General features: G+C 72.2%; 25 protein-coding genes. 6 read left to right on the top strand and 19 right to left on the bottom strand.

What is annotated here, in order from left to right:
* Positions 1–11: 11 nt before the first annotated feature.
* Genes H030_RS35825 through H030_RS0127780 form a run of 11 tightly spaced genes read right to left on the bottom strand, consistent with a single transcriptional unit; the run spans position 12 to position 11,535 of the window.
* Positions 12–1,541, bottom strand: coding sequence for an APC family permease (locus H030_RS35825; protein WP_051223857.1), 1,530 nt, complete (start codon positions 1,539–1,541; stop codon positions 12–14).
* Positions 1,541–2,839: an ArgE/DapE family deacylase gene (locus H030_RS35830; RefSeq protein ID WP_051223858.1), complete on the bottom strand. Its 1,299-nt coding sequence runs from the start codon at positions 2,837–2,839 to the stop codon at positions 1,541–1,543. Before H030_RS35830 ends, H030_RS35825 begins: the two co-directional genes overlap by 1 nt.
* Complete coding sequence (locus H030_RS0127740; RefSeq protein WP_027008526.1) at positions 2,836–4,299, bottom strand: aldehyde dehydrogenase; 1,464 nt, start codon at positions 4,297–4,299, stop codon at positions 2,836–2,838. The genes H030_RS35830 and H030_RS0127740 overlap by 4 nt, the downstream gene beginning before the upstream one ends.
* Positions 4,296–5,102: an acetoacetate decarboxylase family protein gene (locus tag H030_RS0127745; protein ID WP_196809303.1), complete on the bottom strand. Its 807-nt coding sequence runs from the start codon at positions 5,100–5,102 to the stop codon at positions 4,296–4,298. Before H030_RS0127745 ends, H030_RS0127740 begins: the two co-directional genes overlap by 4 nt.
* Positions 5,099–6,028, bottom strand: coding sequence for a VOC family protein (locus H030_RS0127750; RefSeq protein ID WP_027008528.1), 930 nt, complete (start codon positions 6,026–6,028; stop codon positions 5,099–5,101). The genes H030_RS0127745 and H030_RS0127750 overlap by 4 nt, the downstream gene beginning before the upstream one ends.
* Positions 6,025–7,254, bottom strand: coding sequence for a cytochrome P450 (locus H030_RS0127755; protein ID WP_051223859.1), 1,230 nt, complete (start codon positions 7,252–7,254; stop codon positions 6,025–6,027). Before H030_RS0127755 ends, H030_RS0127750 begins: the two co-directional genes overlap by 4 nt.
* A gap of 15 nt (positions 7,255–7,269) precedes the next feature.
* Positions 7,270–8,631, bottom strand: coding sequence for a glutamine synthetase family protein (locus H030_RS0127760; protein WP_081691243.1), 1,362 nt, complete (start codon positions 8,629–8,631; stop codon positions 7,270–7,272).
* Between the two features lie 14 nt (positions 8,632–8,645).
* Positions 8,646–9,323, bottom strand: a complete 678-nt coding sequence (locus H030_RS35835; protein ID WP_081691236.1) for a type 1 glutamine amidotransferase — start codon at positions 9,321–9,323, stop codon at positions 8,646–8,648.
* Complete coding sequence (locus H030_RS0127770) at positions 9,320–10,480, bottom strand: NAD(P)/FAD-dependent oxidoreductase (RefSeq protein ID WP_027008531.1); 1,161 nt, start codon at positions 10,478–10,480, stop codon at positions 9,320–9,322. The genes H030_RS35835 and H030_RS0127770 overlap by 4 nt, the downstream gene beginning before the upstream one ends.
* Positions 10,481–10,483: 3 nt before the next feature.
* Positions 10,484–10,672, bottom strand: coding sequence for a ferredoxin (locus H030_RS0127775; RefSeq protein WP_027008532.1), 189 nt, complete (start codon positions 10,670–10,672; stop codon positions 10,484–10,486).
* Complete coding sequence (locus tag H030_RS0127780) at positions 10,672–11,535, bottom strand: fumarylacetoacetate hydrolase family protein (protein WP_035130450.1); 864 nt, start codon at positions 11,533–11,535, stop codon at positions 10,672–10,674. Before H030_RS0127780 ends, H030_RS0127775 begins: the two co-directional genes overlap by 1 nt.
* A gap of 84 nt (positions 11,536–11,619) precedes the next feature.
* Here H030_RS0127780 and H030_RS35840 point away from each other — a divergent pair, with 84 nt between their 5' ends.
* The 3 genes from H030_RS35840 (at position 11,620) to H030_RS0127795 (ending at position 14,538) form a co-directional block, all read left to right on the top strand.
* A complete protein-coding gene (locus H030_RS35840) occupies positions 11,620–12,528 on the top strand; it encodes a LysR substrate-binding domain-containing protein (protein WP_051223863.1) in 909 nt (302 codons plus the stop codon).
* A 69-nt stretch (positions 12,529–12,597) separates the two neighbouring features.
* Positions 12,598–13,599 (top strand): 3-oxoacyl-ACP synthase III family protein, encoded by a 1,002-nt coding sequence (locus tag H030_RS0127790; protein WP_155892325.1) that lies wholly within the window; start codon positions 12,598–12,600, stop codon positions 13,597–13,599.
* Between the two features lie 30 nt (positions 13,600–13,629).
* Positions 13,630–14,538, top strand: coding sequence for a haloalkane dehalogenase (locus tag H030_RS0127795; RefSeq protein ID WP_027008535.1), 909 nt, complete (start codon positions 13,630–13,632; stop codon positions 14,536–14,538).
* On the opposite strand, the gene H030_RS0127800 is transcribed toward H030_RS0127795, so the two are convergent.
* The 8 genes from H030_RS0127800 to H030_RS35850 are packed head-to-tail and all read right to left on the bottom strand — an operon-like array spanning position 14,535 to position 23,461.
* The gene (locus tag H030_RS0127800) at positions 14,535–15,926 is read right to left on the bottom strand and encodes an NAD(P)/FAD-dependent oxidoreductase (protein ID WP_027008536.1); all 1,392 of its coding nucleotides are present in this window, start codon (positions 15,924–15,926) and stop codon (positions 14,535–14,537) included. The two genes, H030_RS0127795 and H030_RS0127800, sit on opposite strands and share 4 nt — an antisense overlap.
* A 57-nt stretch (positions 15,927–15,983) precedes the next feature.
* Positions 15,984–16,448 (bottom strand): DUF3237 domain-containing protein, encoded by a 465-nt coding sequence (locus tag H030_RS0127805; protein WP_027008537.1) that lies wholly within the window; start codon positions 16,446–16,448, stop codon positions 15,984–15,986.
* Between the two features lie 18 nt (positions 16,449–16,466).
* A complete protein-coding gene (locus H030_RS0127810) occupies positions 16,467–18,143 on the bottom strand; it encodes a CocE/NonD family hydrolase (protein ID WP_035130454.1) in 1,677 nt (558 codons plus the stop codon).
* Positions 18,144–18,968 carry an ABC transporter ATP-binding protein gene (locus tag H030_RS0127815; protein ID WP_081691237.1) on the bottom strand — a complete coding sequence of 275 codons (825 nt, stop codon included), beginning with the start codon at positions 18,966–18,968 and terminating at the stop codon, positions 18,144–18,146.
* Complete coding sequence (locus H030_RS0127820) at positions 18,965–19,945, bottom strand: ABC transporter ATP-binding protein (protein WP_027008540.1); 981 nt, start codon at positions 19,943–19,945, stop codon at positions 18,965–18,967. The genes H030_RS0127815 and H030_RS0127820 overlap by 4 nt, the downstream gene beginning before the upstream one ends.
* Entirely contained in the window at positions 19,946–20,815 is an 870-nt protein-coding gene (locus H030_RS35845; protein ID WP_035130456.1) for an ABC transporter permease, read from the bottom strand. It abuts the gene before it with no gap.
* Positions 20,816–20,817: 2 nt separating this feature from the next.
* On the bottom strand, positions 20,818–21,765 hold the full coding sequence (locus H030_RS0127830) for an ABC transporter permease (protein WP_035130458.1): 948 nt from the start codon (positions 21,763–21,765) through the stop codon (positions 20,818–20,820).
* Between the two features lie 4 nt (positions 21,766–21,769).
* Positions 21,770–23,461, bottom strand: a complete 1,692-nt coding sequence (locus tag H030_RS35850) for an ABC transporter substrate-binding protein (RefSeq protein ID WP_081691238.1) — start codon at positions 23,459–23,461, stop codon at positions 21,770–21,772.
* Between the two features lie 139 nt (positions 23,462–23,600).
* Here H030_RS35850 and H030_RS35855 point away from each other — a divergent pair, with 139 nt between their 5' ends.
* The 3 genes from H030_RS35855 (at position 23,601) to H030_RS35860 (ending at position 26,314) form a co-directional block, all read left to right on the top strand.
* On the top strand, positions 23,601–24,218 hold the full coding sequence (locus H030_RS35855; RefSeq protein WP_051223866.1) for a TetR/AcrR family transcriptional regulator: 618 nt from the start codon (positions 23,601–23,603) through the stop codon (positions 24,216–24,218).
* A 62-nt stretch (positions 24,219–24,280) separates the two neighbouring features.
* The gene (locus H030_RS0127845; protein ID WP_027008542.1) at positions 24,281–25,741 is read left to right on the top strand and encodes an amidase; all 1,461 of its coding nucleotides are present in this window, start codon (positions 24,281–24,283) and stop codon (positions 25,739–25,741) included.
* A gap of 12 nt (positions 25,742–25,753) precedes the next feature.
* The gene (locus tag H030_RS35860) at positions 25,754–26,314 is read left to right on the top strand and encodes a hypothetical protein (protein ID WP_051223867.1); all 561 of its coding nucleotides are present in this window, start codon (positions 25,754–25,756) and stop codon (positions 26,312–26,314) included.
* The last annotated feature ends 31 nt before the right edge of the window (positions 26,315–26,345 follow it).

The following is a 26,345-nucleotide window of genomic DNA, read 5'->3' on the forward strand; positions in this document are numbered from 1 at the left end:
GTCGGTCTGGCTCACGCCAGGTGTTCCGCCGTCTCGGTCGGTGTGCGTTCCCCGATCTCGGCGTACACCTGTGGTCTCGTCGACTTCAGCGCCCATGCCACGATCATGCCGACGATCCCGCTGCCGAACAGGACAATTGGGAGGACGATCGTCATCGTGTCCGTCGGGGCGTTCGTCGAGCTGGTGATCAGGACGTTGAAGTTCGCCACGCCCAGCACGAGGATCACGACCATCAGGATGCCCGCGATCGCCGGGGCGATCTTCGTCGACCAGGCCCCGAGGTCGTGGTCCGGACGCTTGTTGAAGTAGGCGACGACCGCGAACGACGTCACCGCCATCAGCAGCAGCACGCCGAGCGCGCCGAGGTTCGTCAGCCACGTGAACAGCTTCAGGACCGGGTCGGCGCCGGCGATCGCGAACGCGCCGACGACGACGAGCGCCAGGCCCGACTGCGCCATCGACCCGACGAACGGCGCGCCGGTCTTCGGGTGCGTCCGCGCGAACACCTTCGGGAAGACGCCCTCACGCCCGAGCGCGAACACGTAGCGCGAGACCGCGTTGTGGAAGGCCAGCAGCGCCGCGAACAGCGACGTGCAGAACAGGGCCGCCGCGGTGTCGCCCCAGACGCGGCCGAGCGTCGCGGTGCCCGAGCCGACCAGGACGGTCGTCGGGTCCGGGAAGCCCGCCTTGGCCAGCAGGTCCGGGTTGGTCATCGTGGTCGGGCCGACGGAGTTGGCCAGCAGCCACGACGACACGGCGTAGAAGACGCCGATCAGCGCGACCGCGATGAACGTCGCCCGCGCGACCGTCTTCTTGGGGTCCTTGCACTCCTCGGAGTAGATCGCCGCCGACTCGAAGCCGACGAACGACGCCACGCAGAACGTCAGCGCCGCGCCCATAGCGCTGCCGGTCGCCGCGCTGGGGCTCCAGCCGACGGTCGTCAGGCCCTCGGGGCCCGGCGAGGAGATCACGCCGAGGTCGAAGATCACGACGACGATGACCTCGAGGATCAACGCGACGCCGAGCACGCGCGCGTTGAGGTCGATCTTCAGGACGCCGAGGACCGCGATGATCGCCCCACCGATCAGGCACCACCACTGCCAGTCGAGCGTGATGCCGATCTTGTCGGCCATGAAGCCCGCGGTCGCCACGCCGAACAGGCCGTAGATCCCGATCTGCATCGCGTTGTAGGACACCAGCGCCACGAACGCGACGCCGACGCCTGGAATGCGGCCCAGCCCGCGCACCACGTAGGTGTAGAACGCGCCCGCGTCGGCGACGTGGCGGCTCATCGCCGCGTAGCCGACCGCGAAGATGCCGAGCACGATCGCCAGCGGGATGAACAGGAACGGGATGCCCTTGTTCCCGGTCACCAGGTACGTCGCGGCCTGCCCGCCCGCGACCGCGGTCAACGGCGCGGACGCCGCAACGATGAAGAACACCAGGTCGGGCACGCCCAGCGCGCGCCGATGCAACTGCCCGCTCGCGGGTCCTGCCCCGGTCGGCGCCGCGGGTGCGGCGGCCGGCTCGATGACTGACATTACGACTCTCCTCCTCGATGTGCCGGCGCCCCCAGCGCCGGCGTGGTTTGTGCTCCCCCGCACCAGTCCATGACGAAGTGGGCCAGGACCGTGGCCACCTGCGTCATGGAGGTCATCGACACGCGTTCGTCGATGCCGTGGATGTCCTCGGCCCAGGGGCCGAAGCAGATCGCCGGGATGCCGCGGCGCACGAAGTGGCGCGCATCCGTCGTGGCGGTGGTCGCGCGCAGCTCGGGCGCAGCGCCGCCGTGGACCATCTTGTAGGCGTCGCTCAGCGCGAGCACGACCGGCTCGTCGCGGGCGACCTCCGAGCCCTCGCAGCGGAAGCCGTCGTAGCGGACGGTCGCGCCGACGTCGGCGCGTTCCACTGCGGCCTCGACGCGGCGCTGCAGGTCCGCGGGCTCCTGGCCCGGGTAGAGCGCCAGGCGGCAGGACAGCGTCGCCTCGGCCGGGACCGTCGAGGTCCAGTCGCCGCCGGACAGCACGCCGGGGTTCAAGTTGATGGGGTGCTCGAGGTCGGCGTACCAGGCGTGGTCGCCGCGCTGCGCGTTGAGCTCGGCCTCGAGGACGCGCAGCTCGCGCAGGACCGCCTGGGTCGCGTCGAGCGCGTTGTACCCCAAGCTGCTCGCGCGCGCCGCGTGGGCCGGGACGCCGCGCACGTCCACGTGGAACCACAGAACACCGACCTGGGCCAAGGTGAAGTGGTCGTGGTGGGGCTCGGTCAGGACCGCGGCGTGCGCCCCGTCCCCGGACCCTGAGAGCAGGCACTGCAGCGTGCCATTGCCCGTGCACTCCTCCTCGACGACCGACTGCAGCGTCACGTCGCCGGCCAGCTGCACGCCCGCCGCGCGGAGCGCACGGACCGCGCCGGTCATCGCGACCAGCCCGGCCTTCATGTCGCCCGCGCCGCGCCCGTAGAGCCAGTCGCCGTCGCGCCGCGCGGTGAACGGCGGCGAGGTCCACAGTGACTCGCTCGCGGGCGGAACCACATCAACATGACCGTTCAACACCAACGACTTGCCCTCGCCTCCGGTGCCGCGCCAGGTCGCCGTGACGTTGCGCTTGCTCGTCACGTCCCACGAGAACGGCGAGTGGTGTGGATCCGCGCGGATCGCCGCCGCGTCGAGCGCGATGCTCTCCGGCTCAAGCCCGCAGTCGGCGAACGCGCGCTCCATCAGCGCCTGGCCCGGCTCCTCGGCGCCGAGCACGGTCGGCGCCTGCACCAGCGCGACGAGCAGGTCCTCCATCCAGGAGGCCTGCTCGGCCACGGCGCGCTCGATGACGGCGCGCTGGGTCACGCGACGGAGCCGTCCAGGATCTGCAGCGTCTTGAGGTCCGAGTAGAAGTCCAGCGCGTAGTCGCCGCCCTCGCGGCCGATGCCAGAGTTGCCGACCCCGCCGAACGGCGCGGTGAGGTCGCGGACCAGGAACGTGTTGACCCACACGACGCCGGCGCGGACCGCGCGGCCGATGCGATCGGCGCGGCCCATCGACGACGTGTAGACGATGCCGCTCAACCCGTAGTTGGTGGAGTTGGCCAACCTGATGGCCTCGTCCTCGTCGGCGAACGTCTGGTAGGTCAGGACCGGGCCGAAGACCTCGTTCTGGACGATCTCGGCGTCGTTGCCGGTCGGTTCGATCAGCGTCGGCTCGTAGAACAGGCCCTCGCCGCGCTGCCCGCCGCGGACGATCCGCTGGCCGCTCTCGCGCGCCCGGTCCACGAAGCCCGCGACGCGCGCGACGTGGTCGGGGTGGATCATCGGCGCCACGGTCGTGGCGTCCTCGCGCGGGTCGCCGAGCACGTGCGCGTCGGTCGCCGCGTGGAACTTCTCCAGGAACGTGTCGAGCACGGACTCCTCGATCAGCAGCCGCGTCCCGGACAGGCAGACCTGGCCGGCGTCGTCGTACTGGCCGGCGGCCTTCGCGGCCGCCGCGTCGAGGTCGGCGTCGGCGAAGACGATCAGCGGGTTCTTGCCGCCCAGCTCGGCGGTGAACGGCGTGATGTTGCGCGCGGCGGACTGGCCGATCTCGCGCGCGGCGCGCGTCGAGCCGGTGAACGACACGCGCCGGATCAGCGGGTGGGCGACGAGCGCGGCGCCCGCCTCGGCGCCGATGCCCTGCAGGACGTTGAAGACGCCCGGCGGGATCCCGGCCTCGTCGGCCAGCGACGCCAGCAGCGAGCACGAGAGCGGCGACCACTCGGCGGGCTTGAGCACGACCGTGCAGCCCGCGGCCAGCGCCGGCGCGGTCTTCCACGTCGACAGCATGAACGGCGCGTTCCACGGCGTGATCACCGCGGCCGGCCCGGCGGGCATCCGCTGGACGCGGTTCCACGTGCCCTTGGAGTGCCAGTCGCGCTCCTCGTAGGCGACCGCGAGGTCGGCGTAGTTGCGGTAGTTCAAGGCACCGCGCGCGATCACGCGGGCCCGGAGCGACCGCAACAACATGGCCATGTCGGCGCACTCGACCTGGGCGAGCGGCTCGATGTTCTTGTCGATCAGGTCCGCGAGCTTGTGCAGGTACCTGCCGCGCTCGACCGCGCCGAGCGCGGCCCAGGCCGGGAACGCGTCGTGGGCGGCCTGGACGGCGAGGTCGACGTCGCCGACGCTCGCACGCGAGACCTCGGCCAGGACCGACTCGTCGATCGGCGAGATCGTGGTGAACGTCTGCGCGCTCTGGACGCGCTCGCCGTTGATGTAGTGGTCGGTCGGAACCTCGACCCCGGCCACCGTCGCGGTTCTGCTCGCGGTCGCGCTCATCCAAGTTCCTTAACTGTCTCGAGGTCGTCGACGGTGTAGCCGAACGTGAAGCGGTAGCCGCGGCCGACCGACACCGGCGCGAGCAGCGCGTGCTCCTCGCCCGGCGCGTCGAACAGCTCCAGCTCGGCCGCGCCCTCCCAGATCTCGGACACGCCGCGGTCACGCGAGCGCGAGCGGACCAACTCGTGGACCTGCGGGTCGTCGTGGTGGCCGGCGGCCAGCCGCGGGAAGTGCCGGACGTTGACGATCGGCGGGTCGGTGTGCAGCGAGCCGGAGTCGCTCCTGGCCTCCAGCGTCACCCGCGCGCGTGCGACCTCGCGGCCGCGCGCGTGGCAGGTCGCGCCGAACTTCGACCCGGACGCGATCGCCGGCGCGGCGGGCGTATCGAGGTTGAACGTCCGGGTCATCCAGACCTGGCCGAGCTTCTTCGGGAAGCCCTGGATCCACCCGCGGGCCATCGCGAAGTCCTGGTCGACCCAGATGAACGTGCAGTAGGTGACCGGCGCGCCGTCGAGCAGCGCGTTGACCACGATGTACATCTCCTTGTACTGCGAGCGCGCGGGATCGAGCAGCTCGTCGCCGCCCTCGGAGTACGACTGCCAGTCGGCGAAGACCGCGGCGCAGCGGCCCGGGTCGTCGGCGAACGGCTCCAGCCCTTCGGGCAGCAGCGACGTCGCCGCGTCCGGGTCGGCGTGGAAGTCGACGACGAGGAAGTCGCCGACGTAGTGCCACGGCGGCGGCGGGACCAGCCCGGCGCGGCCGCTCGGCGTGCGCGGCGTGGTGAAGCCCTTCAGGTCGGTCACGCGTTGATCTCCTCGTTGGTGGGAGCGGGCGGCAGCGGGATCCCCTGCGCCTCCAGCGACTCGCGCTCGCTCTCGACGGCGGCGGTGTCGAAGCGGAAGTAGGAGCGCGGCGGCAGCGGGCCCCAGGTGTTGGACGAGTAGCGGTCGTCGGGCCAGACGCGCGGCTCGTGGTCGGCGTCGAGCTGCTCCATGTCGCAGTACAGCTCGACGAAGCACGCCTCCTCGACGATCCGGACGTAGGACGCGATGTTGCCGCCGACGCCGTGGCGCGTCGGGCCCCAGCCCAGCCAGCGGCCGTGGCGGCCGAGGTGGTCGAGCGTGTCGCGCATCTGCCCGATGTCCACCGTGTCGAGCGCGAGGTGGTGGAAGTGGGAGTAGCCCTTGTTCACCAACGCCATCACATGGTGTTCCGAGTTGATGGACAACCAAACGCCGCCGTCGCCGAGCCAGTCGGTCAGCCTCATCCCGAGGGCGTCGATGTAGAAGTCCTTCTGCTCGGCGATCCGACCGGTCAGGAAGTTGACGTGGCCGAGCTTGCGCGGGTGGCCGAGCGGCTGGCGGTCGGCCGGGCGCGCGTGCGCGACCAGCCGCGAGGCGGGCTCGCGGAACGGCAGCAGGTGCAGCGCGTTGCCCTCCAGGTCGGCGAGCTCGATCCGCTCCTCCCCCACGCGCGTGTGACTGACGCCGTGGGCGTCCAGGCGCGCGGTGGCGGCGTCGAGCGACACGTCGCGGCGCAGGCCCCAGGCGACATGGTCGAAGCCGGGCTCGGCGCCGCCGGCCTCGACCAGCTCCAGCGCGCAGGGCTCGTCGTCGCAGGACAGCAGCCCCGGGCCGCGCTCGGTCAGGCCGAACTGCGCGGCCCAGCGGTCGGTCGCCTCGCGCACGTCGGCCACGCGCAGCGCGACGTGCTGCAGCGAGCCGATCACGTGGTCACCTTCACCGGCAGGCGCTTGATGCCGTTGAAGAAGTTGGAGCGCAGCCGCTCCGGCGGGCCGGCCAGCTCGATCGAGTCGACGCGCGCGAGCAGCTCCTCGAACGCGATCCGGACCTCCATCTTGGCCAGGTGCGCGCCCATGCAGTGGTGGATGCCGCCCGGGCCGAAGGCCATGTGCGGGTTCGGCGAGCGCGCGATGTCGAAGCGGTCGGGGTCGTCGAAGACCGTCTCGTCGCGGTTGCCCGAGACGAACCAGGTCGTGACCTTGTCCCCGGCCTTGATCTCCGCACCGGCCAGCTCGACGTCCTGCGCCGCGGTGCGACGGAAGTGGTGCACGGGCGTCGCCCAGCGCAGCATCTCCTCGGCGGCGGTCTTGCGCAGCGCCTCGTCGTCGCCCGCGTTGCGCAGCTTCTCCAGCTCCTCGGGGTGCTCCAACAGCCCCAACAACCCGTGGGTGATCGTGTGGCGCGTCGTCTCGTTGCCCGCGGTGGCGAGCAGGACGAAGTACACGTCGAACTCCTGCTGGGTCAGCGGCTCGAACGCGAGCTGCGTGATGATGTCGTCCCTGGGGTGCTTGCGCCGCTCGGCGGCCAGGCGGCGCCCGAACTCGAACATCTCCAGCGCGGCCGGCGAGGAGAACGGCAGGTGGCGGTGCGCGTCGTCGTCGGCGACCTTGTACTCCGGGTCCTGGTTGCCGAGCAGGCGGTCGCCGATCTCGATGATGATCCGGCGCTCGTCCTGCGGGACGCCGAGGATCTCGGCGAAGACCTGCATCGGGATCTCCGACGAGATCTCGCGCACGAAGTCGAACTCGCCCTTGGGGAGAGCGACATCCAGCACTTCGCGCGTGACCTTGCGGACCTGCTCCTCCCAGACGTGTACCGCGCGCGGCGTGAAGCGGCGGGCGATCAGCCCGCGCAGCTCGTCGTGGCGCGGCGGGTCCATGTCGATCATCGACTTGCGCGCCTCGACGTACTGGGGCTCCAGGTCCTCCAGCGACGTGCCGCCCAGCTCGGACGAGAACAGCTCGACGTTGCGATGGACGAAGCGGATGTCCTCGTAGCGCGTCACCGCCCAGAAGCCCTTGCCGCCGTCGGGCTCGGGGTTCCAGTACACGGGCGCCTCGCGGCGCAGCTCGGCGAACGCCTCGTACGGCACGCCCGGCAGGAACGCGTCGTGGTCGGAGAGGTCGATGTGGCTCAGGGTCTGGGAAGTCATGGTGATTGCCTCGCTCTACAGGTGGTGCACGTACTCGGCGATCTCCCAATCGGAGACCCAGGCGCGGTGGCGTTCGACCTCGAAGCGCTTGACCGCCAGGAAGTCGCGGACGATCTCGGGGCCGAGCGCGGCGGTCAGGACCGTGTCGGCCTCGAGCGCGTCGAGCGCGTCCTCGAGGTCGTCGGGCAGGCGCGTGCCCGCGTGCTCGGGGTCGGCGCGGTAGGCGTCGCCGGTGACCGGCGCGGGCGGCGCGACCCTGCGGCGGATGCCGTCCTCGCCGGCGGCCAGGACCGCGGCGATCGCCAGGTACGGGTTCGCCGCCCCGTCGCCGACGCGCAGCTCGATCCGGGCGGCCTTGCCGCGCTCCGGCGGAACGCGCACGAACGTGGAGCGGTTGTCCCAGCCCCAGTTGGCGTGCGTCGGCGCCAGCGAGTCCGGCTGGATGCGCCGGTAGGCGTTGATGGTGGGGTTGAGGATCGCCATCAGCGCGGTCGCGTGCTCCAGCACGCCGCCGATGAACCAGCGCGCCTCGTCGCTGACGCCGTCGGCGTCGTCGGACTTGTTGAAGGCGTTGGCGCCGTCGCGGTTCAGCGACAGGTGCAGGTGCGTGCCCGAGCCGCCCTGGTCGTTGAACGGCTTGCCCATGAACGTCGCCAGCAGCCCGTTCATCGCGGCGATGTCCTTGACGGCCATCTTGAGCATGAACGCGCGGTCGGCGGCGGTCAGCGCGTCGGCGTGGCGCAGGTTGATCTCGTACTGCGAGTTCATGTACTCGTGGTTGACCGCGAAGACCTCGAGGCCCAGCTCCGCCAGCTGCTCGGTCATCCGGCGCACGAACCCGCCCGGATCGGCCTGCTGGCCGACCGTGTAGACCATCGACAGGTTGTCAACGACGCGGGCGATGCCGTTCTCGGCGTTCTCGTCGCGCTTGAGCAGGAAGAACTCCAGCTCGGGCCCGACGATCGCGTCCAGGCCCAGCTCGGACAGGCGCGCGGCCGCGCTGCGGACGGCGCCGCGCGGGTCGGAGATCGCCTCGCCGCCCTCGGCCGGCTCCAAGTTGCTGAGGCAGACCGTGACGCCCGGATCCCACGGCAGCGGCGCCATCGTCGCGAGGTCGGGGCGCGCGGTCAGGTCCGGGTAGCCCTCCTCGCCGCCGCGCACGGGCGTGTGGCGCAGGTCGGTGCCCATGACCGCCGAGCAGAAGCACAGCCCGGACTCGATCGCGTGGTCGAACTCACCGATCGGGATGTCCTTGCCGCGGGCGACGCCGTGGAGGTCGGGGTACAGGACGCGGATCGAGGTGGTCGGCACGGCCGCCGGCTCCGGCGGGTTCGCGCTGCCGTTGAGCTGCACCGCGGACGACGCTGTGGTCTGCATCGGGGTCTCCTCCTTCATGTCTGCGCTCTCCGCCAGAAGGCATCGAAGAGGTCGAACGCCGCCGTGGCGGCGGCGTCCGCGTGGTCGCGGCCGTCCTCGAGCAGCTGCTCGCGGTCGGCGACGCTCAGGTCTTCCAGGCGCGCGTCCTCGGCGTGCGCCCACTGCATGACGATGTCGATCGTGCTCTCGGGGTGGAACTGGACACCGAGGTGGCGCCCGTGGGCGAAGGCCTGGACGCCCGCGGGCGAGGACGCGAGCTGCTGCGCGCCGGGCGGCAGCGTGAAGCGGTCGAAGTGCCACTGCAGCCAGGGGCCTTCGGGGATCTGCTCCGTGTCGGTGGAGTCGATCCGGTGCCAGGCGATCTCGCGCCTGGGCGCGGTCTCGACGGTCCCGCCGAGCGCGCTGGAGAGCATCTGGCCGCCGAAGCAGAGGCCGAGCACGGGGATGTCCTGCGCGACGGCGTCCTGCAGGTACCCCAACTCGGCGGCGACTTCCGGGACGTCCGTGTCGTTGGGGTTGTGCGGCGAGCCGAGCGAGGCGATGAACAACTGACCGTTGAGCTCGGGCAGCGGCGCGCCGTGCTTGGCGTGGTGGACGTCGTAGGCGATGCCGCGCGCGTCGGCCCACTCGGCGAGCAGGCCGGGCGGGCCCCAGTCGCCGTGCTGCAAGAACAAGGCCTTGCTCTGACTCACGCCGCCACCGCCTCGGTCGCGAGCTGGCGGCGGTAGGCCGCGAGCTTCTTGGCGTTGTTGAAGGCGATGGCGCCGACGAGGCGGCCGGAGGCGTCGCGGGCCTCGGCGATCAGCCGCGGGCCGTCCTCCTCGACGATCTCCAGCGTCGCGGCGCGGGCCGGGAAGCCGACGGCCTGGATCTTGATGTCGTACTGGTCGGACCAGAAGTACGGCGGTGCGACGTGGCCGCTGCGCTCGCCCGCGTTGGCCATCACGTTGCGTCCGGCCAGCGCGCCGTGCTCGGCGGCGACCGTCCAGTGCTCGACGCGCACGACGTCGCCGCCCGCGAGCGGGTGCGGCCAGGAGACGACGTCGCCCGCGGCCAAGATGTCGTCGTCGTTGACCGACGTGAGCGTGCCGTCGCAGAGGATGCCGCCGCGCTCGTCGAGCGCAAGGCCGGAGTCCTGCAGCCACTCGGTGTTGGGGATCGCGCCGAGCGCCACCAGCACGGCCTCGGCGTCGACGCGGTCGCCGCCGGCGAGCGTGACGCCCGCGGCGTCGACCGCCGCGACGCCCTCGCCGAGGCGCAGGTCGACCCCGTGCTCGCGGTGCAGCTGGGCCGCGCGGGCGCCGAGCTCCGGCCCGAGCGGCAGCAGCGGCTGCGCCGCGACGTCGATCAGCGTCACCGCGACGCCCGCCCTGCGCGCGGTCGCCGCGACCTCGCAGCCGACGAACCCGGCGCCGACGATCGCGATCCGCGACGGCCTGGCGTCGAGCGCGGCGCGCAGCGCCAGGGCGTCCTCCACCCCGCGCAGCGTGTGCACGCCGTCGACCTGATCCGGCCAGGTCCGCGCGCGGGCGCCGGTGGCGACGATCAGGCGGTCGTAGTTGATGGTCTCGCCGTCGGCCAAGGCAAGGACCTTGCCCTCCCGGTCGAGCCCGGTCGCCGCGGCGCCCAGGCGCCACTCGCAGTCGACCGCGTCGGCACCCGGGAACGCGCAGTCGGCGTGCTCCTGCTCGCCCGCGAGCAACTGCTTGCTCAACGGCGGCCGCGTGTACGGCAGGTGCGCCTCGTCACCGACGACGACCAGCGTGCCGGTGTGGCCCGCCGAGCGCACGGCCTGCGCGGCGCGGAGCCCCGCGAGCGAGGCACCGACGATGACGACGCGGTCGGGCACGTCCTAGCCCTCGATGCGGATCGCCATCATGGGGCACGCGTTGACCGCGGCCTCCACGTCGGCGCGGCGCGACTCGTCGACGTCTTCCTTCCAGACGAGGACGTCGTCGTCGCCCAGCTCGAAGATGTCGGGCGCCGGGAAGACGCACTCCCCGTGCGACTGGCACAGGTTCATGTCCACGTGGACCTTCATCAGACCTTGCTCCTCTCGGCAGCCATGCGCTCGGCCTCGTCCTCGGGGATCGCGAGCGCGACGTGCAGGGTGTTGGCCGACGTCTCCATCTGGTCGCCGACCTGGGTGAGGTCGACGTCCCAGTCGACCACGGTGCTCTCGACGCGGCCGAGGCCGCTGATCTCGACGGCGACGACGTCGCCGACGTCCATCGGCCGCGAGTTGGCCGGCGTGCCGCTCAGGATCACGTCGCCCGGCTCCAGCGTGATCAGCCGGTTGAGGTCGGCGAGCTGGTAGGCGACGCCCCAGATCAGGTCGTCGGCCGTCGCCTGCTGGACCACCTCGCCGTTCAAGGTGGTGGTCAACTCGAAGTTGGTGGGGTCGAACTCGCTCGCGGGCACGACCTCCGGGCCGATCGGCAGGAAGCCGTCCTGGCCCTTGACGCGCAGCATCGCGCCGCGGTCGGCGTGGCGGAAGTCGTGCAGCCCGACGTCGTTGGCCGGCGCGTAGCCCGCCACGTGGTCGAGGACGTCGTCGACGCCGACGCCCTTCATGCGCTTGCCGATCACGACGGCCAGCTCGCCCTCGTAGTTGAGGAACTCGGCGCCGTGGGGGCGGTTGATCGTCCCGCGGTGGCCGTTGAGCGTCGTCGGCGGCTTCATGAAGTACGACGGCGCGGGCGGCGTGTTGGCCCTGTACTCGTCGACCCGCGAGCGGTACGTCAGGTGCACCGCGATGATCTTCGACGGCGTCACCGGCGCCAGGTAGGTGGCGTCGGCCTCGGCCAGGCGGCGGCCGTCGTCCAACACGATCTCGTCGCCCTCGCGGCGGCCCCAGGCAGGGGTGCCCTCGACGTCGACCCGGACTCTCCTCGCAGCGGTCACGGGCGGCAGGATGCTCTTCCCGCGAATCGTCTTACAACAGCAACTTGCGCACGATTATGCGCGTGGCGCGATAGATTGACTGTGATGGACCTCCGCCAGCTGCGCTACTTCGTCGCCGTCGCCGAGGAGCTGCACTTCTCGCGCGCCGCCGCGCGGCTGCGGCTCGCGCAGTCCGCGCTGAGCTCGCAGATCCGCCAGCTGGAGCGGGAGATCGGCGGCCCGCTGTTCGCCCGCAGCACCCGTCGCGTCGAGCTGACGCCGGCCGGCGAGCAGCTGCTGGAGGACGCCCACGAGCTGCTCGCCGCGGCCGACGGCGCGATGGACCGCGCCCGCGCCCTGGCGCGCGGCGAAGTCGGACTGCTGACCATTGGGTCTCTCGGACCCGCGCCGGGCGAGATCCTCGCGCCGCTGCTGGCCCGCTTCAACGGGCGCCATCCGAACCTGCGCGTCGAGATCCGGGCCTTCGACTTCAGCGACATGGCCGACGGGCTGCGCAACCCGCACGCCGACCTCGCGTTCCTGTACCTGCCGCTCGACGATCCCGACCTGGAGATCACGCCGCTGAGCAGGGCGCCGCGGACGGTCGTGATGGCCCGGTCGCATCCGCTGGCGACGCGGAGGTCGCTGAGCCCGGCCGACCTCGCCGACGAGACGTTCATCGTCCAGCCGGAGTCGGTCCCGCAGGCGTGGCGCGACCACTGGTTGCTGGTCAAGGAGAACGGCAGGCGGCCGCAGACGTGCCCGCACACCGCCGACAAGCTCGAGGACTGGCTGCACCTGATCGCCAGCGGCGCCGGGCTCGACACCGCGCCCGCGGTGATCGCCAACTACTTCCCGTGGCCGACGATCGCGTACGTGCCGCTCGTCGACGCCGAGCCCTCGACGCTCGCGATCGCCCGCCGCCGCGACGACGACAACCCGCTCGTGACCGAGCTGATCGACCTCGTCCTGGAGATCACGACCCTCCAGGTCGGCGAGCTGGCCTCCGCCTGACGGGTGGCGACCCCGCCGATCGGCGGGTTGCGGCGGCAGCGCGATGGCGTGCGCGACACGCTGGGGGCGATGCCCACGGCTCTCCTCCGCACCGACGACCTGCCCGCCCCCGCCGTCGCGCCCGCGCGGCGCGTCCGCTGGGCGGGCATCGCCGGCCTCGGTGCCGCGCTGCCCGCGGAGTCGGTCCCGGTGGCCGACGTCGCGGCCCGCGTCGGCGTCGAGCCGGAGTGGATCACGCGCCGCACCGGGATCCACGCCCTGCGGCGGCTGCCGCAGGACGGGACGCTGTGCGATCTCGGCGAGGCCGCCGCCCGTGAAGCGCTGGCCGACGCCGGCGTCGAGGCGTCCGAGCTGGACGCCGTCCTGGTCGCCACCGCGTCGGCCGACGCCGTGATGCCGTGCGCGGCGCCGCTGATCGCCGGCCGTCTCGGCGCGGGGCGCGCGATGGCGTGGGACGTCAACCTCGCGTGCACCGGCTTCCTCGCCGGGTTGGAGCAGGGCGCGGCGCTGATCGAGTCCGGCCGCGCGAAGTGCGTGTTGTTGATCGCCGCCGACGCGCTCGGCCGCTTCACCGACCACGACGACCGCAAGACCGCGGCGCTGTTCGCCGACGGCGCCGGTGCCGTCGTCCTGACCGCCGGTGCCGGCATGCGCCTCGGCGCATCCACGCTGTGGTCCGAGCCCGACGAGGCCGGCGCGCTGGTCGTCGGCCACGACGATCGCCTGGTCCGGATGGACGGCCAGGCCGTCTTCGCCCGCGCGGTCGACGGCATGGAGCGTTGTTGTCGCATGGTCCTGGCCGACGCCGGCCTGCATGTCAATGACATCGACCTGGTCGTCCCCCACCAGGCCAACGCCCGCATCACCCGCACGCTGTCCGAGCGCCTGTCGCTGCCCGCCGACCGCGTCGCCGACACCATCGCCCAGGTCGGCAACACCGGCGCCGCCTCCATCCCCCTCGCCCTCCACACCGCCCGCACCGAAGGCCGCATCCCGGCCCCCGGCGGCCTGATGCTCTTCACCGCCTTCGGCGCCGGCTTCGCTGCCGGCGCCGTCCTCGTCGAGTCCTGACCGCCGCGCCGGCTGTCAAGCTGGCGCGCCATGGAGATCCTGCGTACCCCGGACGAGCGGTTCGAGGGGCTTGAGGGCTGGGCTCATGAGAGCCGGTATGCCGAGGTCGGCGATGGTGGGCTGCGGATGGCCTACGTCGACGAAGGCCCGCGCGACGGGCGCCCGGTGCTGCTGCTGCACGGCGAGCCGTCGTGGTCGTACCTGTACCGGTCGATGATCGCGCCGCTGGCGGACGCGGGGCTGCGGGTGATCGCGCCGGACCTGATCGGCTTCGGCCGCTCCGACAAGCCGGCCGCGCGCGAGGACTACACCTACGCGAGCCACATGATGTGGTTGACGCGGCTGGTTGTTGATGTCCTTGACTTGCAGGACGTCACGCTCTTCGGCCAGGACTGGGGCGGGCTGCTCGGCCTCCGGCTCGCTGCCGAGCAGGAGGACCGGTTCGCCGCGATCGTCGCGTCGAACACGTTCCTGCCGACCGGGGACCGCGACCTCGGCGAGGGCTTCGAGCGCTGGCGCGACTTCGCGCTGTCGGTCCCGGAGTTCCCGGTCGGCGTGATCGTCAACGGCGGCACCGGCCGCGACCTCAGTCCCGCCGAGATCGCCGCCTACGACGCGCCGTTCCCGGACGAGTCCTACAAGTCGGGCGCGCGCCGCTTCCCGGCGCTCGTCCCCGCCTCGCCGGAGGACCCGGCCGCGCCCGCCAACCGCGCGGCCTGGGAGGTCCTCGACCGCTGGCAGAAGCCGTTCGTCTGCGCGTTCGGCGACCAGGACCCGATCACGCGCGGCGCCGACCGCGTCCTGCGCGAGCGGATCCCGGGCGCCGCCGGGCAGCCGCACGAGACGCTGACCGGCGCCGCCCACTTCTCGCAGGAGGACGCGGGCCCGCGGCTCGCGGAGATCGTCCTGGCCGTCGCGGGAGCGACGACGACCGCTTAGTCGTGCCGCCCGGACAGCGCCGAGGCGACCGTCGCCAGACGGCTCGTCCTGGCCGTCCCGGCCTCCATCTCGCGCCGGTCGGCGGCGCGGTACAACCCGTACACCAACCGCGAGCCGATCCACCGCAGCGGCTCCGGCTCCCAGCGCCGCGCGGCCTTGCCGACCCACGGCAGCCGCGTCAGCTCCGTGTCGGCGCCGAGCACGAGGTCGCGCAGCGTCCGCCCCGCGAGGTTCGTCGTCGCGACGCCGTTGCCGACGTAGCCGCCGGCCATCCCGATGCCGGTCGCCGGGTCCAGCGCGACGGTCGGCGACCAGTCGCGCGGCACGCCGAGCACGCCACACCACGCGTGCTCGATCGGGACCTCGCGCAACGCCGGGCCGAACATGTCGCGGACGATCCCGACGAGCTGGTCGATCGTCTGCTGCTGCGTCACGCCGTCGCGGTCGGTCTTGGACCCGAAGCGGTACGGCACGCCGCGGCCGCCCAAGGCGATCCGCCCGTCGGCCGTCCGCTGGGCGTACATGTAGGCGTGGGCGCCGTCGCCGAGCAGCTCGGCGCCCGTCCACCCCACCTGCGCCCAGGTCGCGTCGTCCAGCGGCGCGGTCGCGACCATCGCGGAGTTCAGCGGCAGCCACGTGCGCTTCTGCCCCTCGATCCCGGGCGTGAACCCCTCCAGGCACATCAGGACGTGCCGCGCCCGGACCACCGCGCCGCTGTCCGCCACCGCGCGCCCCGGCTCGATCGCGCGCACCGCGGTCTGCTCGTAGATCCTCACGCCCAGCCGCTCGACCGCCGCCGCCAGCCCCTGCACGAGCTTCGCGGGCTGGACGCGCGCCGCATGCGGCGTGAACCACCCCGACAGCCCGCCCTCGACGTGCACGCGCGCCGCGACCTCGTCGCGCGTCAAGGCAACCACATCATCTTCGCCGTCGGGCAGCCAGCGCCGGACCGCGGGCAGGCCGGCCGCCAGCCGCGCCGCCTGCGCGGGGTTGCGCGCGACGGTCAGCATCCCCCGCTTGAGCTGGTCGGCCACGATCCCCTCGGCCTCGCAGACGCCGAGCACCTCGTCGACGGTCTCCTGCATCGCGCGCGACAGCGCGATCACCGCCGCCTCGCCGTGCCGCGCCGCCATCGCCGGCCGGGAGCCGTTGAACGCCGACGACAGCCAGCCACCGTTGCGCCCCGAAGCGCCGTAGCCCGCGAACTCGCGCTCGAGCACCACGACCTCCAGCTCCGGCCGCGCGCGCTTGAGGTAGTAGGCGGTCCACAGCCCCGTGAAGCCGCCGCCGACGATGCAGACGTCGGCCTCCGCGTCGCCGGGCAGCGGCGCGCGCCGCCGCGGGATCGCCGTCGACGCGTACCAGAACGAGACTCCGCCGTTGATCATGCGCCTCTGATCATGCCGGGCCGGGGCCCGTCGGCCTGTACAGGCCGGGCGCGCCGATCAGGCCAGCGCGTAGAAGCGGATGCAGACCTGGCCCTGGTCCTCGCGGGCCAGGCCGACGAACACGGTCTCGGCCAGCCAGCGGTGGGCGGGCGCGTCGGTCCGGAAGACCGGCGCCGTCCGGTAGTACCACTGCGACGGATCGACCTCCTCGCCCGCGATCAGGCGCTGCTCCACATCCTCGCTCGCGCGCCAGAAGCCGCGGTTGACGATGTCGATCAGCGTCCCGTCGGAGGCCCGCAGCAGGTAGCGCGCGTCGAGCTCGGTGGCGTCGCCGCGCTTGGTCGACCAGTCGCCGCCACCGGCGACGACGGTCCCCTGCAAGAGGGGACCGTCGACGGTGCCGCCGGTGATCGGCGTGAACCACAGCTCCTCGCCGACCCCGTGGCCGATGCGCTCGCTGGGTGCGACGGAGACACGGGCTTCGAAGGCGAACGTCAGCTCGGGATCGGGAAGAGCGGGCATGCCGACAACAGTATCAGTTTACCTGATGATGCTCAAGGTCAGCACCGCACCCGCGTCGCCGCCGAGCACGACCGACTGGCGGTTGGGCTCGGTGTCGGCCTCCAGCCAGCGATGGCCGCCGTTGCCGGGGGCCGGGACGAACTCCGGGAAGTCGCTGCTCGCCAGCGTCAGCCGCAGGCGGTGCCCGGGCGCCAGGCGGTAGGCGGTGTGGCCCATGTCGACGTCCACGCTCGCCGGCTCGGCCGCGTCGTAGAGCGTGACCTGGCCACGCGCGATCAGGTGCGCCGCGCCGTCCGGAGCCACGTCGGCCAGCCGCGCGAACAGGTCCATCTCGGGACCCGACGAGGCGATCGTCGCGCGCAGCCCGACCGGCCCCGCGAGCAACAACGATGACTCGGCCACGTCGCCGTCGAAGACAAGGACATCATCTCGCTCGGCCAGCTCGCGCTCGTCGGGGAACTCGCGCAGGAACTCGAACGCGTTGTCGACCGGCGAGGGCACCGGCGCCTCGGCGTCGTGCGTCCACTCGCGCGCGGTCTCCCCCGGCTCCGGCACGTCGCGCAGGCGCCCGTCGCTTGACGCGTACAACAACACCGACGCCGCACCCGGCGGCGGCCACGACGGCGCGGCATGCAGCTCGTCCTCGCCCGCGACCTTCCAGCGCACGCGCGGCAGGTCGCTCGCCGACCCCTGGCCCCGCAGGAAGATGTCGAAGAACTCCAGGGCCGGATCCAGGTAGCGCGGGAACATCGCGGCGCGCGCCTGCGCGCTCGTCACCGGGTTGTCGTCCTCGGTGTACGGCACCTTCGCGAACGAGTTGTTCTCGTGGTCGATGTCCTCCAGCAGCAGCCACTCGTTCAGCGCCCAGGCCGGCCGCTCCGCGACCTGCGCGTGGTCGGCCCACGACCACGGCGCGCAGTTGTCCCACCAGCCGATCGTCATCAACATCGGGATCGCGGGCGCCGCGAACGGGTGCCCGGCCGGGAAGCGCCGCAGCGGCGCGGGCTCCGGCATCGTCAGGTCGTAGGACGGCGAGCGCTCGCCGACGGTCTGGAACCAGCGCTCGACCGCGTCGGCGTAGGGCCGCGCGCTCCAGTCCATCTCCCAGTGGTAGGTGTCGTTGGCCTGGAAGTGCGTGACCGGGTACAGCCGCCCGACGCCCATCTCGACCTCCGAGGTCCGCTCGCCCGGGCGCCGGACCGGCACGTCGCCGAGCCCCGTCCCGGTCACGCGCGGCGCGATCGCCCGCAGCGCGGGGTGCGCCGCCGACGCGGCGGCCAGCTGCGTGTAGCCGTAGTACGAGTCGCCCCACATCCCGACCACGCCGTCCGACCACCCCTGCGCGACGATCCAGTCGATCGTGTCGTAGCCGTCGTAGGCCTCGTTGATCCACAGGATCGCCTCGCCCTCGGACCGGAACTTCCCGCGCACGTCCTGGGTGACCACGCGGTAGCCGCGGTCGACCATGTACGTGGCGATGTCGGGGATGAACGTGTACTCGCCGTTCTTGTCGTACGGCAGCCGGATCAGCACGACCGGGCCGGGCGGGACCACATCGTCGTCGCCGGCCGGCAGGTACACGTCGGTCGCCAGCCGCACGCCGTCGCGCATCCGGACCATGTGCTCCTCGGCCAGCGGGCCGGGCGGCCGCGCGGTCAGGCGCTCGAACGGGATCGTCGTCTCGTTGTCCAACATCTAGCTCACGTGCTCCTTCAGGCGCCGGCGCGGCTTCCAGCCGGGGCGCGGGATCGAGTCGACCAGGCGCTTGGTGTAGGCCTCGGACGGGGCGGTCAGGACCTGCTCGGCGCTGCCGCGCTCGACGATCACGCCCTGGTGCATGACGACGACGTCGTCGCAGACCTGGCGGACCACGCCGAGGTCGTGGGAGATGAACAGGAACGCGACGCCGGTCTCGCGCCGGATCCCGGCCAGGACGTTGAGGACCTGCGCCTGGATCGAGACGTCCAGCGCCGCGACGGCCTCGTCCAAGATCATCAACTTGGGCTGGGCCGCCAGGGCGCGGGCGATCGCCACGCGCTGGCGCTGGCCGCCGCTGAGACCCCGCGGCCGCGCGCGCGACTGGCGGTCGTCAAGTCCGACGAGGTCGAGCAGTTCTTGAATACGTCGCTCCTCGGCCGCGCGGTCGAGGTCGAAGTGCAACGACAAGCACTCGCTCAGGCAGGCGCGCACCGACTGGCGCGGGTCCAGCGACAGGTACGGGTCCTGGAAGACCATCTGGATCGCGCGCCCGCGCCGCTTGCGCTCGGCGCGCGACAGGCGGCCGTGCGACCAGGCCTCGCCGTCGACCGCGATCGTCCCGGCCGTCGGGCGCTCGAGCCCCGCGATCATCCGCGCGCAGGTCGTCTTCCCGCTGCCCGACTCCCCCACGATCGCCAGCGCGCCGCCCGCCGGGACCGCGAAGTCGACGCCGTCGACCGCGGTGAAGACGTCGTGGCCGAGCGCGTCGGGCCGCTGCACCTTGAAGTCCTTGCGCAGGCCGCTGACCTCCAAGTACCTCATGTCGCGACCACCTGCGCCTCCGCGAAGTGGCAGGCGGCGCGCCCCGCGCCGCCGCCGACGTCGCGGAGCGCCGGGCGTTGCACCCGGCACACGGCCTCCGCGCGCGGGCAGCGCGGCGCGAACGCGCACGCGTCGCTCGCCTCGAACGCGCTGATCGGCCGCCCCTCGATCGTCGCCAGCGGCTCGCCGCCCGCGCGCAGCCCCGGCCGCGCGGCGAGCAACGCCACCGTGTAGGGGTGCGCCGCGCAGGCGTGCAGCGCGGCGGCGGGCTCGTCCTCGACGATCCGCCCGGCGTACATCACCGCCACGCGGTCGCAGACCGCGGTGGCGAGCTCGAGGTCGTGGGTGACGAAGACCATCGCCAGCCCGCGCTCGCGGCGCAACTCGTCGAGGATCGCCATCACCTCCTCCTGCGTGGTGACGTCCAGCGCGGTCGTCGGCTCGTCGGCGAGGATCAGCTTCGGCTCGGCGGCCAGTGCGGCCGCGATCATCACGCGCTGCAGCATCCCGCCCGACAGCTCGAACGGCCGCTGGCGCAGGCGCCTGCGCGCGTCGGCGATCCCGACGGCGTCCAGCAGCGCCTCGGCGCGGGCCATCGCGGCGCCGCGCTTCTCCCCGCGGACCAGGACGCGCGCCTCGCAGAGGAAGTCGCCGATCGTCCGCGTCGGGTTGATGTGCGCGCGCGGGTCCTGGAAGACGACCGCGACGTCGGAGGCCAGCCAGCGGCGCAGCTCGGCGCCCTTCAAGGCCAACACGTCGGTCCCGTCGAAGCGCACGCTCCCGCTCGCGACCGCGCCCCGCGGCAGCAGGTGCACGATCGAGCGCAAGGTCATGGTCTTGCCCGAGCCCGACTCGCCGACCAGCCCGACCGCCTCGCCGGCGTCCACGTGCAACTCGACGTCGTGGATCACCGGCCGCCTGCCGCCGTCCGGGCCGGGCAGCTCGACGTGCAGCCCGTCGATCTCCAACAACGACATCTAGATCACGTCCTCGGCCTCGAACCGCCGCGCGAAGTGCTCGCCGACGATGTTGAAGCACACGACTGCTATGACTACGACGAGCGCCGCGTAGAGCGACTGCTGCGGGTTGCCGTCCGGGATCGCGGCCTTGCCGTTGGCCGCCATCACGCCCCACTCGGCGGTCGGCGGCTGGATGCCGAGGCCCAGGAACGAGATCGCCGCGAGGTCGAGCATCGCGTAGCCGAAGCCGACCGCGAACTGCACGAACATCAGCGGCGCGACGTTCGGGACGATGTGCCTGAAGCAGATCGCCAGGCCGCTGCAGCCCTGGACCCGGAGCGCCTCGACGTAGGGCAGCGAGCGCTGCTTGACCACCGCGCTGCGCAGGACGCGCGCGATCAGCGGCGTGTAGGCGATCGCCAGCGCGATCACGGGCGCGGTGAAGCCGGCGCCGAAGACCGCGGCGGCGATGATCGCGATGATCAGCCCCGGGAACGCGAACAGGACGTCGATCAGGCGCGAGATCCCGCCGTCGACCCAGCCGCCGTACCAGCCCGCGACCAGCGCCAGCGCGGCGCCGAGGGTCGAGGCCAACAACATCACGAAGGCCGGCCCGGCCAGCGACGGGCGCGCGCCGTAGATCAACCGCGACAACAGGTCCCGGCCTGTGTCGTCGGTGCCGAGCAGGTGGTCGCTCGAGGACCCCAGGAACACGTTGATGGGGTCGATCGCGTTCGGGTCGTGCGGCGCGACGAGCGGCGCGAAGACCGCCGCGAGGACCAACAGCACGCAGATGGTCCCGGCCACGACGACCAACGGACCGAACGACGAGAACCGCGTGGCGATCCTCGACCGCGCGTGGACGCGCGGTGCGGGCAGGACGCTCATGCCTAGGCCCCCTTCCGGGCCAGGCGCGGGTCCAGGGCCACGTTGATGACGTCGGCGACCGTGCTCGTCACGACGAACGCCGTGACCATGATCAGCGCAAGTGCTTGCACAACGGCGAGGTCGTGCTTGCCCGCGCTGTCGACCAGCAGCGAGCCGATGCCGTTGATGCCGAACGCCTGCTCGGCGACCGCGGTCCCGGCGATCAGCCCCGCGATCGTCAGGCCGCTCACGGTCAGGATCGGCGCGGCGGCGTTGCGCAGCACGTGGCGGCGCACGATCTGCGGGAACGCGATCCCGCGGCTGCGCGCGGTGTCGACGTGCTCGGAGCGCAGCTCGGTGGCCACGCTCGTGCGCGTGATCCGCGCGACGTAGGCGATGTAGGTGAACGCCAGCGCGACCGCCGGCAGGGTCAGGTGCTTGATCTTGTCGGTGAAGCCGTCGCCGCTGCCGAAGACCGGGAACCACGTCAGCTTGGTCGAGAAGATCCAGATCAGCAGGATCGCCATGACGAACGTGGGCGTCGCCATCGCGATCGTGGTGATCGTCGTCACGGCGGTCCCGACGGCACCCCCGCGGAGGCCCGCGAGGATGCCGAGGGACACGCCGAGCAGGAGGATCAGCAGCGCGCTGTAGACCACCAACATGACGGTCGTCCAGATGCGCGCGCCGATCAGGCTCATCACCGAGGAGCGGAAGACCACCGACTGCCCGAAGTCGCCACGCACCGCGTGGCTGGCCCAGTGCCAGTACTGCGACAGGAACGGGTCGTCGAGGTGGTACTCCCTGTGGATCTCCGCGATCACCGCCGGGTTGGGCTTGCCCCCACCCACCAGCAGCGTGGCCGGATCGCCCGGGGCGATGGCCAGCGCGCCGTAGATGACGATGCTGGCGACGACCAACGTCGCCAGCAGCGCCACCAGGCGGCGCCCGATGAAGAGCGCGATCGTCATGGCCCTAGTTGGAGCCCGCGGCGCCGACGCTGGCCGCCCACGGCGAGTTGATGTACGAGAACGACGCGGTCGCGCCCGTGATCTTCTTGTTCATGAACAGGTTCTCGTAGATGTTGGCCAGCGAGATCTGCAGGCGCGCGGGCGCGTAGAGCTTCTGCGCGTTGACGAAGTGCTGGGCCGACGACTGCGGGTCGGTGTCGGCCTGGGCGGCCACCAGCTCCTTCGTGACCTCCGGGTTGGAGTAGCCGACCCAGTTGAACAGCCCCGCCGGCGGCTTCATCGTGAACAGCGGCGCGTAGTTGAGGACGTTGGGCGTGTCGATGTAGCCCATCGCGATGATGAAGTCCACGCCCGCCCGCTTGCTCGGGTCGTAGAACAGCGCCGAGAACTCGGTCGGCTGCATCTGCTTGATCTTGATGTTCAACCCGATGGCCTTGCCGGTCGCCTGGACGATCGTGGCCGTCTGGGTCGCCAGCTGGACACCGGAGATCGTCGCCAGCGTGAGCGTCCTGCTCCCGACGTGGGCGTCGGCGATCAGCTTCCTGGCCTCGTCCATGTTCGCCGTGCTGTTGTCGGCGAGCGCGTCGTAGCCCTGCTGGTAGACGTCCCTGGCCGGCGAGCCGTTGTAGGTGAACGGCGGCGTGAACGTCTTCAGCGGCGTGCCGCTGCCGCGCAGGACGTTCTTGACCAGCGCGTTCTTGTCGATCGCGAGGTCGAGCGCCGTGCGCACGTTGGGGTCCGACGCCGGGCCGGTGGAGGTCGTCGCGCCGATCGACAGCGACTGCGTGCTCGGGCCGACGTAGAGCCTGCCGGCGTTCGAGCTCCTGAGGGCCTTGAGGCTGCCGACCGGCGCCTCGTAGGTGCCGTCGATCTCGCCGGACTGCAGGGCGCTGGTCAGCGTGCTGCTGTCGGGGATGAACTTGTAGATGAAGGTCTTGGCCCTCGGCTTCAGCGCGGCGTCCCAGTAGTCCGGGTTGGCGCTGGTCGCGATCTGCTCGCCCGAGGTCCACTTGTCGAGCTTGAACGGACCGGAGCACATCAGGCCGCCCTGGGCGGTCCCGTAGGCCTTCCCGGCCTTCTCGGTGAACGCCCTCTCGCTGACCGCCGAGGTCGCCGAGCTCATCTGCGCGAGGAACGCGGAGTCGGGCTGCTTGAACTTGACCGTGACCCTGTGGGCGCCGGTCGCCTTGATCGACGCGACGAACCGGAACGCCGCCGCGGCGGGCGACTGGACCTTCGGGTCGGTGTTGCGCTCCAGGCTGTAGACGACGTCGGCGGGCGTGACCGGCCTGCCGTCCCAGAACCTCGCGCCGGACTGGATCGTGAAGACGATCGTCTTCGGGTCGGGCTGCGCGTAGCTGGCCAGGCCGGCCTTGATCGAGAAGTCCGGCTGCAGGCGCAGCAGGTTGTCGCACAAGTTGTTGACCACCGTGTTGGGCGAGTAGTCACCCGCCTTCTGGGGATCGAGCGACAGCGGCTCGCCGTAGGGCAGTGCCCACGTGACCTTGTCGACGTCCCCGGTCGCCGCGGGCGTGTCCGTCACGAGCTTGGTCGTGTCGGCCGCCGCCGTGGCGCCGCTTCCGGAACCGCCACCTCCGCTCCCCTTGTCGCTGCTGGAGCCACCGCACCCCGCGGCGACCGCACAACACGACAACGCCACCACCGGCGCCGCCAGGCGCCAACGCACTTCGAGCATCACGAACTCTCCTCTTCGACGTCCTCCGAAGCGACCCGCGGCGGACCGTACCAGGATGTGACAGCCATGTACAACCCAGTTGCACAACGTCGATGTTGAACGGTGTGCGGGTGTTGCACAACGGGGTAATGTTCCGGCCGTGCCCATCGACGTGAATGCCGAGGAGCGACTGGCGCAGATCGCCGAGGCGACCCTGCGTGTGGTCGAGAAGCGCGGCGCCGACGGCGTCACGATCCGCGCGGTCGCCGACGAGATGGGCGGCTCGACGACCGTCGTCACCAACTACATCCCGACGCGGACGCGGCTGATCTCCAACGCCGTGCACCACGCGATCGACGGCTGGGACGACGAGCTGGCCCAGCAGATGGAGGGCGTCGCGCCCGAGGACGAGCTGCGGCTGCTCGCGCGCTGGTCGTCCTCGACGACCGGCGACGACCCGATCATCCGCCAGCTCTTCATCGAGCTGCTGGCCAAGGCCGGCGACGGCGAGGAGCTCGACGCGCTGCGCAAGGACGGCCAGGAGCACCGCGAGCACTTCCGCGTCGCCGCGGCGGCGGCCGGCGTGGCCGAGCCGGACTTCGCGGCCGACCTGATGCACTTGATCCTGCGCGGGTTCTACCTCGCGGCGGTCGAGGATCCCGAGCACTGGTCGACCGAGCGCGTGCAGCCGGTCGTCGACCACCTGATCGACCTGCTGGTGGCGACGCCGGCCCCCGCCGCGGCGCCCGCGCGCAAGAGGCGCAGGCCGCGCGGCTGACGTACGACAGCGTTCCACAACAGCCTTGCATCTCATCGGGTCGCGCCCTAAGGTGGCGACCCATGAGCACGCAGCCCTCCTCTCCGAGCACGGCCTCCCCGGACCTCTGGCGCTGGTCGGCGTCCGCGCTGGCGGCGGCGATCCACGAGCGCCAGGTGTCGGCGAGCGAGGCGGTCGAGGCGTCGCTCGCGCGGATCGCCGAGGTCAACGGCAAGCTCAACGCGCTGGTCGACGTGCCGGCCGAGCGGGCGCGGGAGCAGGCCGCCGAGGCCGACCGCGCGGTCGCCTCCGGCGCGCCGCTGGCGCCGCTGCACGGCGTCCCGGTGTCGATCAAGGACAACGTCGACGAGGCCGGGCTGATCAACTCCGGCGGCGTGCCGGCGGCGGTCGCGGGCGGTCCGGCGGCGGAGGACGCGCCGGTCGTCGCGAACCTGCGCGCGGCGGGCGCGATCTCGGTGGGGCGCTCCAACGTCCCGGCGTTCTCGCTGCGCTGGTTCTCCGACAACGACCTGCACGGCCGGACGCTGAACCCGTTCGACGACGGGGTGACGCCCGGCGGCTCCAGCGGCGGCGCGGCGTCGGCGGTCGCGTCCGGGATGGTCCCGATCGCGCACGGCAACGACATCGGCGGCTCGGTCCGCTATCCCGCGCACGTCTGCGGCGTGATGGGGCTGCGGCCGACGGTCGGGCGGATCGCGTCCTGGACCGGTCCGGACGCGCAGGTGCCGGGGCTGCCGCCGTCGCCGGTGCTGATGGCGGTCGAGGGCGTGCTGGCGCGGACCGCGGGCGACCTCGACCTGGGGCTGCGCGCGATGTCGGCGCGGGCCGACCTGCGCGATCCGGCGTGCATCCCGGCGCCGTTCGCGCGGCGCGCGCCGCTGGAGCGGGGCGCGACGCTGGCGCTGTTCCGCGGCGGTAGGGAGGGCACGCCGGTCGACGACGCGTCGTCGCGCGCGCTCGACGTCGCCGCGGGGTGGCTGCGGGAGGCCGGGTTCGGTGTCGAGGAGATCGACGTGCCCCAGCTCGCCGAGGCACACCGGCTCTGGCTGCTGTTGTTGTACACCGACCTCGGCGGGATGCTGCCGGCCGTGCGGGCGCTGGGCGGCGAGGCCATCAACACGTCCTTGGATCTCGGCTTCGAGGTGGTGCGCGAGGCGTGGGGCGAGGTCGGCCTCGAGACCTACATCGGCGGCCACGTCCGCCGCACGGCGCTGATCGCCGAGATGCAGGCGCTGCTGACCAAGTACCCCGCGTTGATCATGCCCGCGGGCGCGGTGACGCCGCCGCACGACGCCGACCTCGACCCCGCGCTCGTCGGGCCGCTGATGGCCGCGCAATGGCCGAACTCTTCGGTGCCGCTGCTGGGCTTCCCGGCGCTGACGCTGCCGACCGGGATCGACGCCGGCCTGCCCACCGGCGTGCAGCTGCTCGGCGGCCGCTTCGGCGAATCGGCGCTGCTGGACGTCGCCGAGGCCATCGAGCTGAGCGCACCGGCGCTGACGCCGATCGACCCCAAGTTCTAGAAGGCGCGCGGCGTGCCGATCCACGTCGACGTCGACGAACGCCTCGACCAGATCGCGCGGGCGACGATCACCGTCGCCCGCCGCGACGGCGCGGCGAGCGTGACGATCCGCGGCGTCGCGACCGAGCTCGGCGGATCGACCGCCCGCGTGACCAACTACATCAAGAACCGCACCGCGCTGATCGGGACGGCCGTCGCCTACATGCTGCGCGAGTGGGAACGCGAACGCGACGCGCAGCTCACGGCCGTCCCCTCCGCCGAGCGCCTGCTCGACCTGGTCCGGTGGGCCGTCATCGCCGAGCCCGACGACCTCATCTTCCGCCAGCTCCTGGTCGAGCTGATGTCCCGGCCCACGGCGACCGAGCCCGCCTACCTCGCCTACGCCCACCAGTTCCGCGACGAGCTGGCCACCGCCGCAGCCGCCGCAGGCGCCACCAACTCCCAGCTCGCCGGCGACCTCGCCTTCCTCCTGATCCGCGGCTTCCACTACACGACCGTCGAAGGCTGGAGCCCGCTGGACCCCTCCGCCGTCGACACCTTCCTCCAGCGCGCCGCCGCCCTCCTGACGCGCTGAGCCTGTCACCCGCAATACCCCTATAACTGCG

The sequence above is a fragment of the Conexibacter woesei Iso977N genome, assembly GCF_000424625.1.
Taxonomy (GTDB): domain Bacteria; phylum Actinomycetota; class Thermoleophilia; order Solirubrobacterales; family Solirubrobacteraceae; genus Baekduia; species Baekduia woesei_A.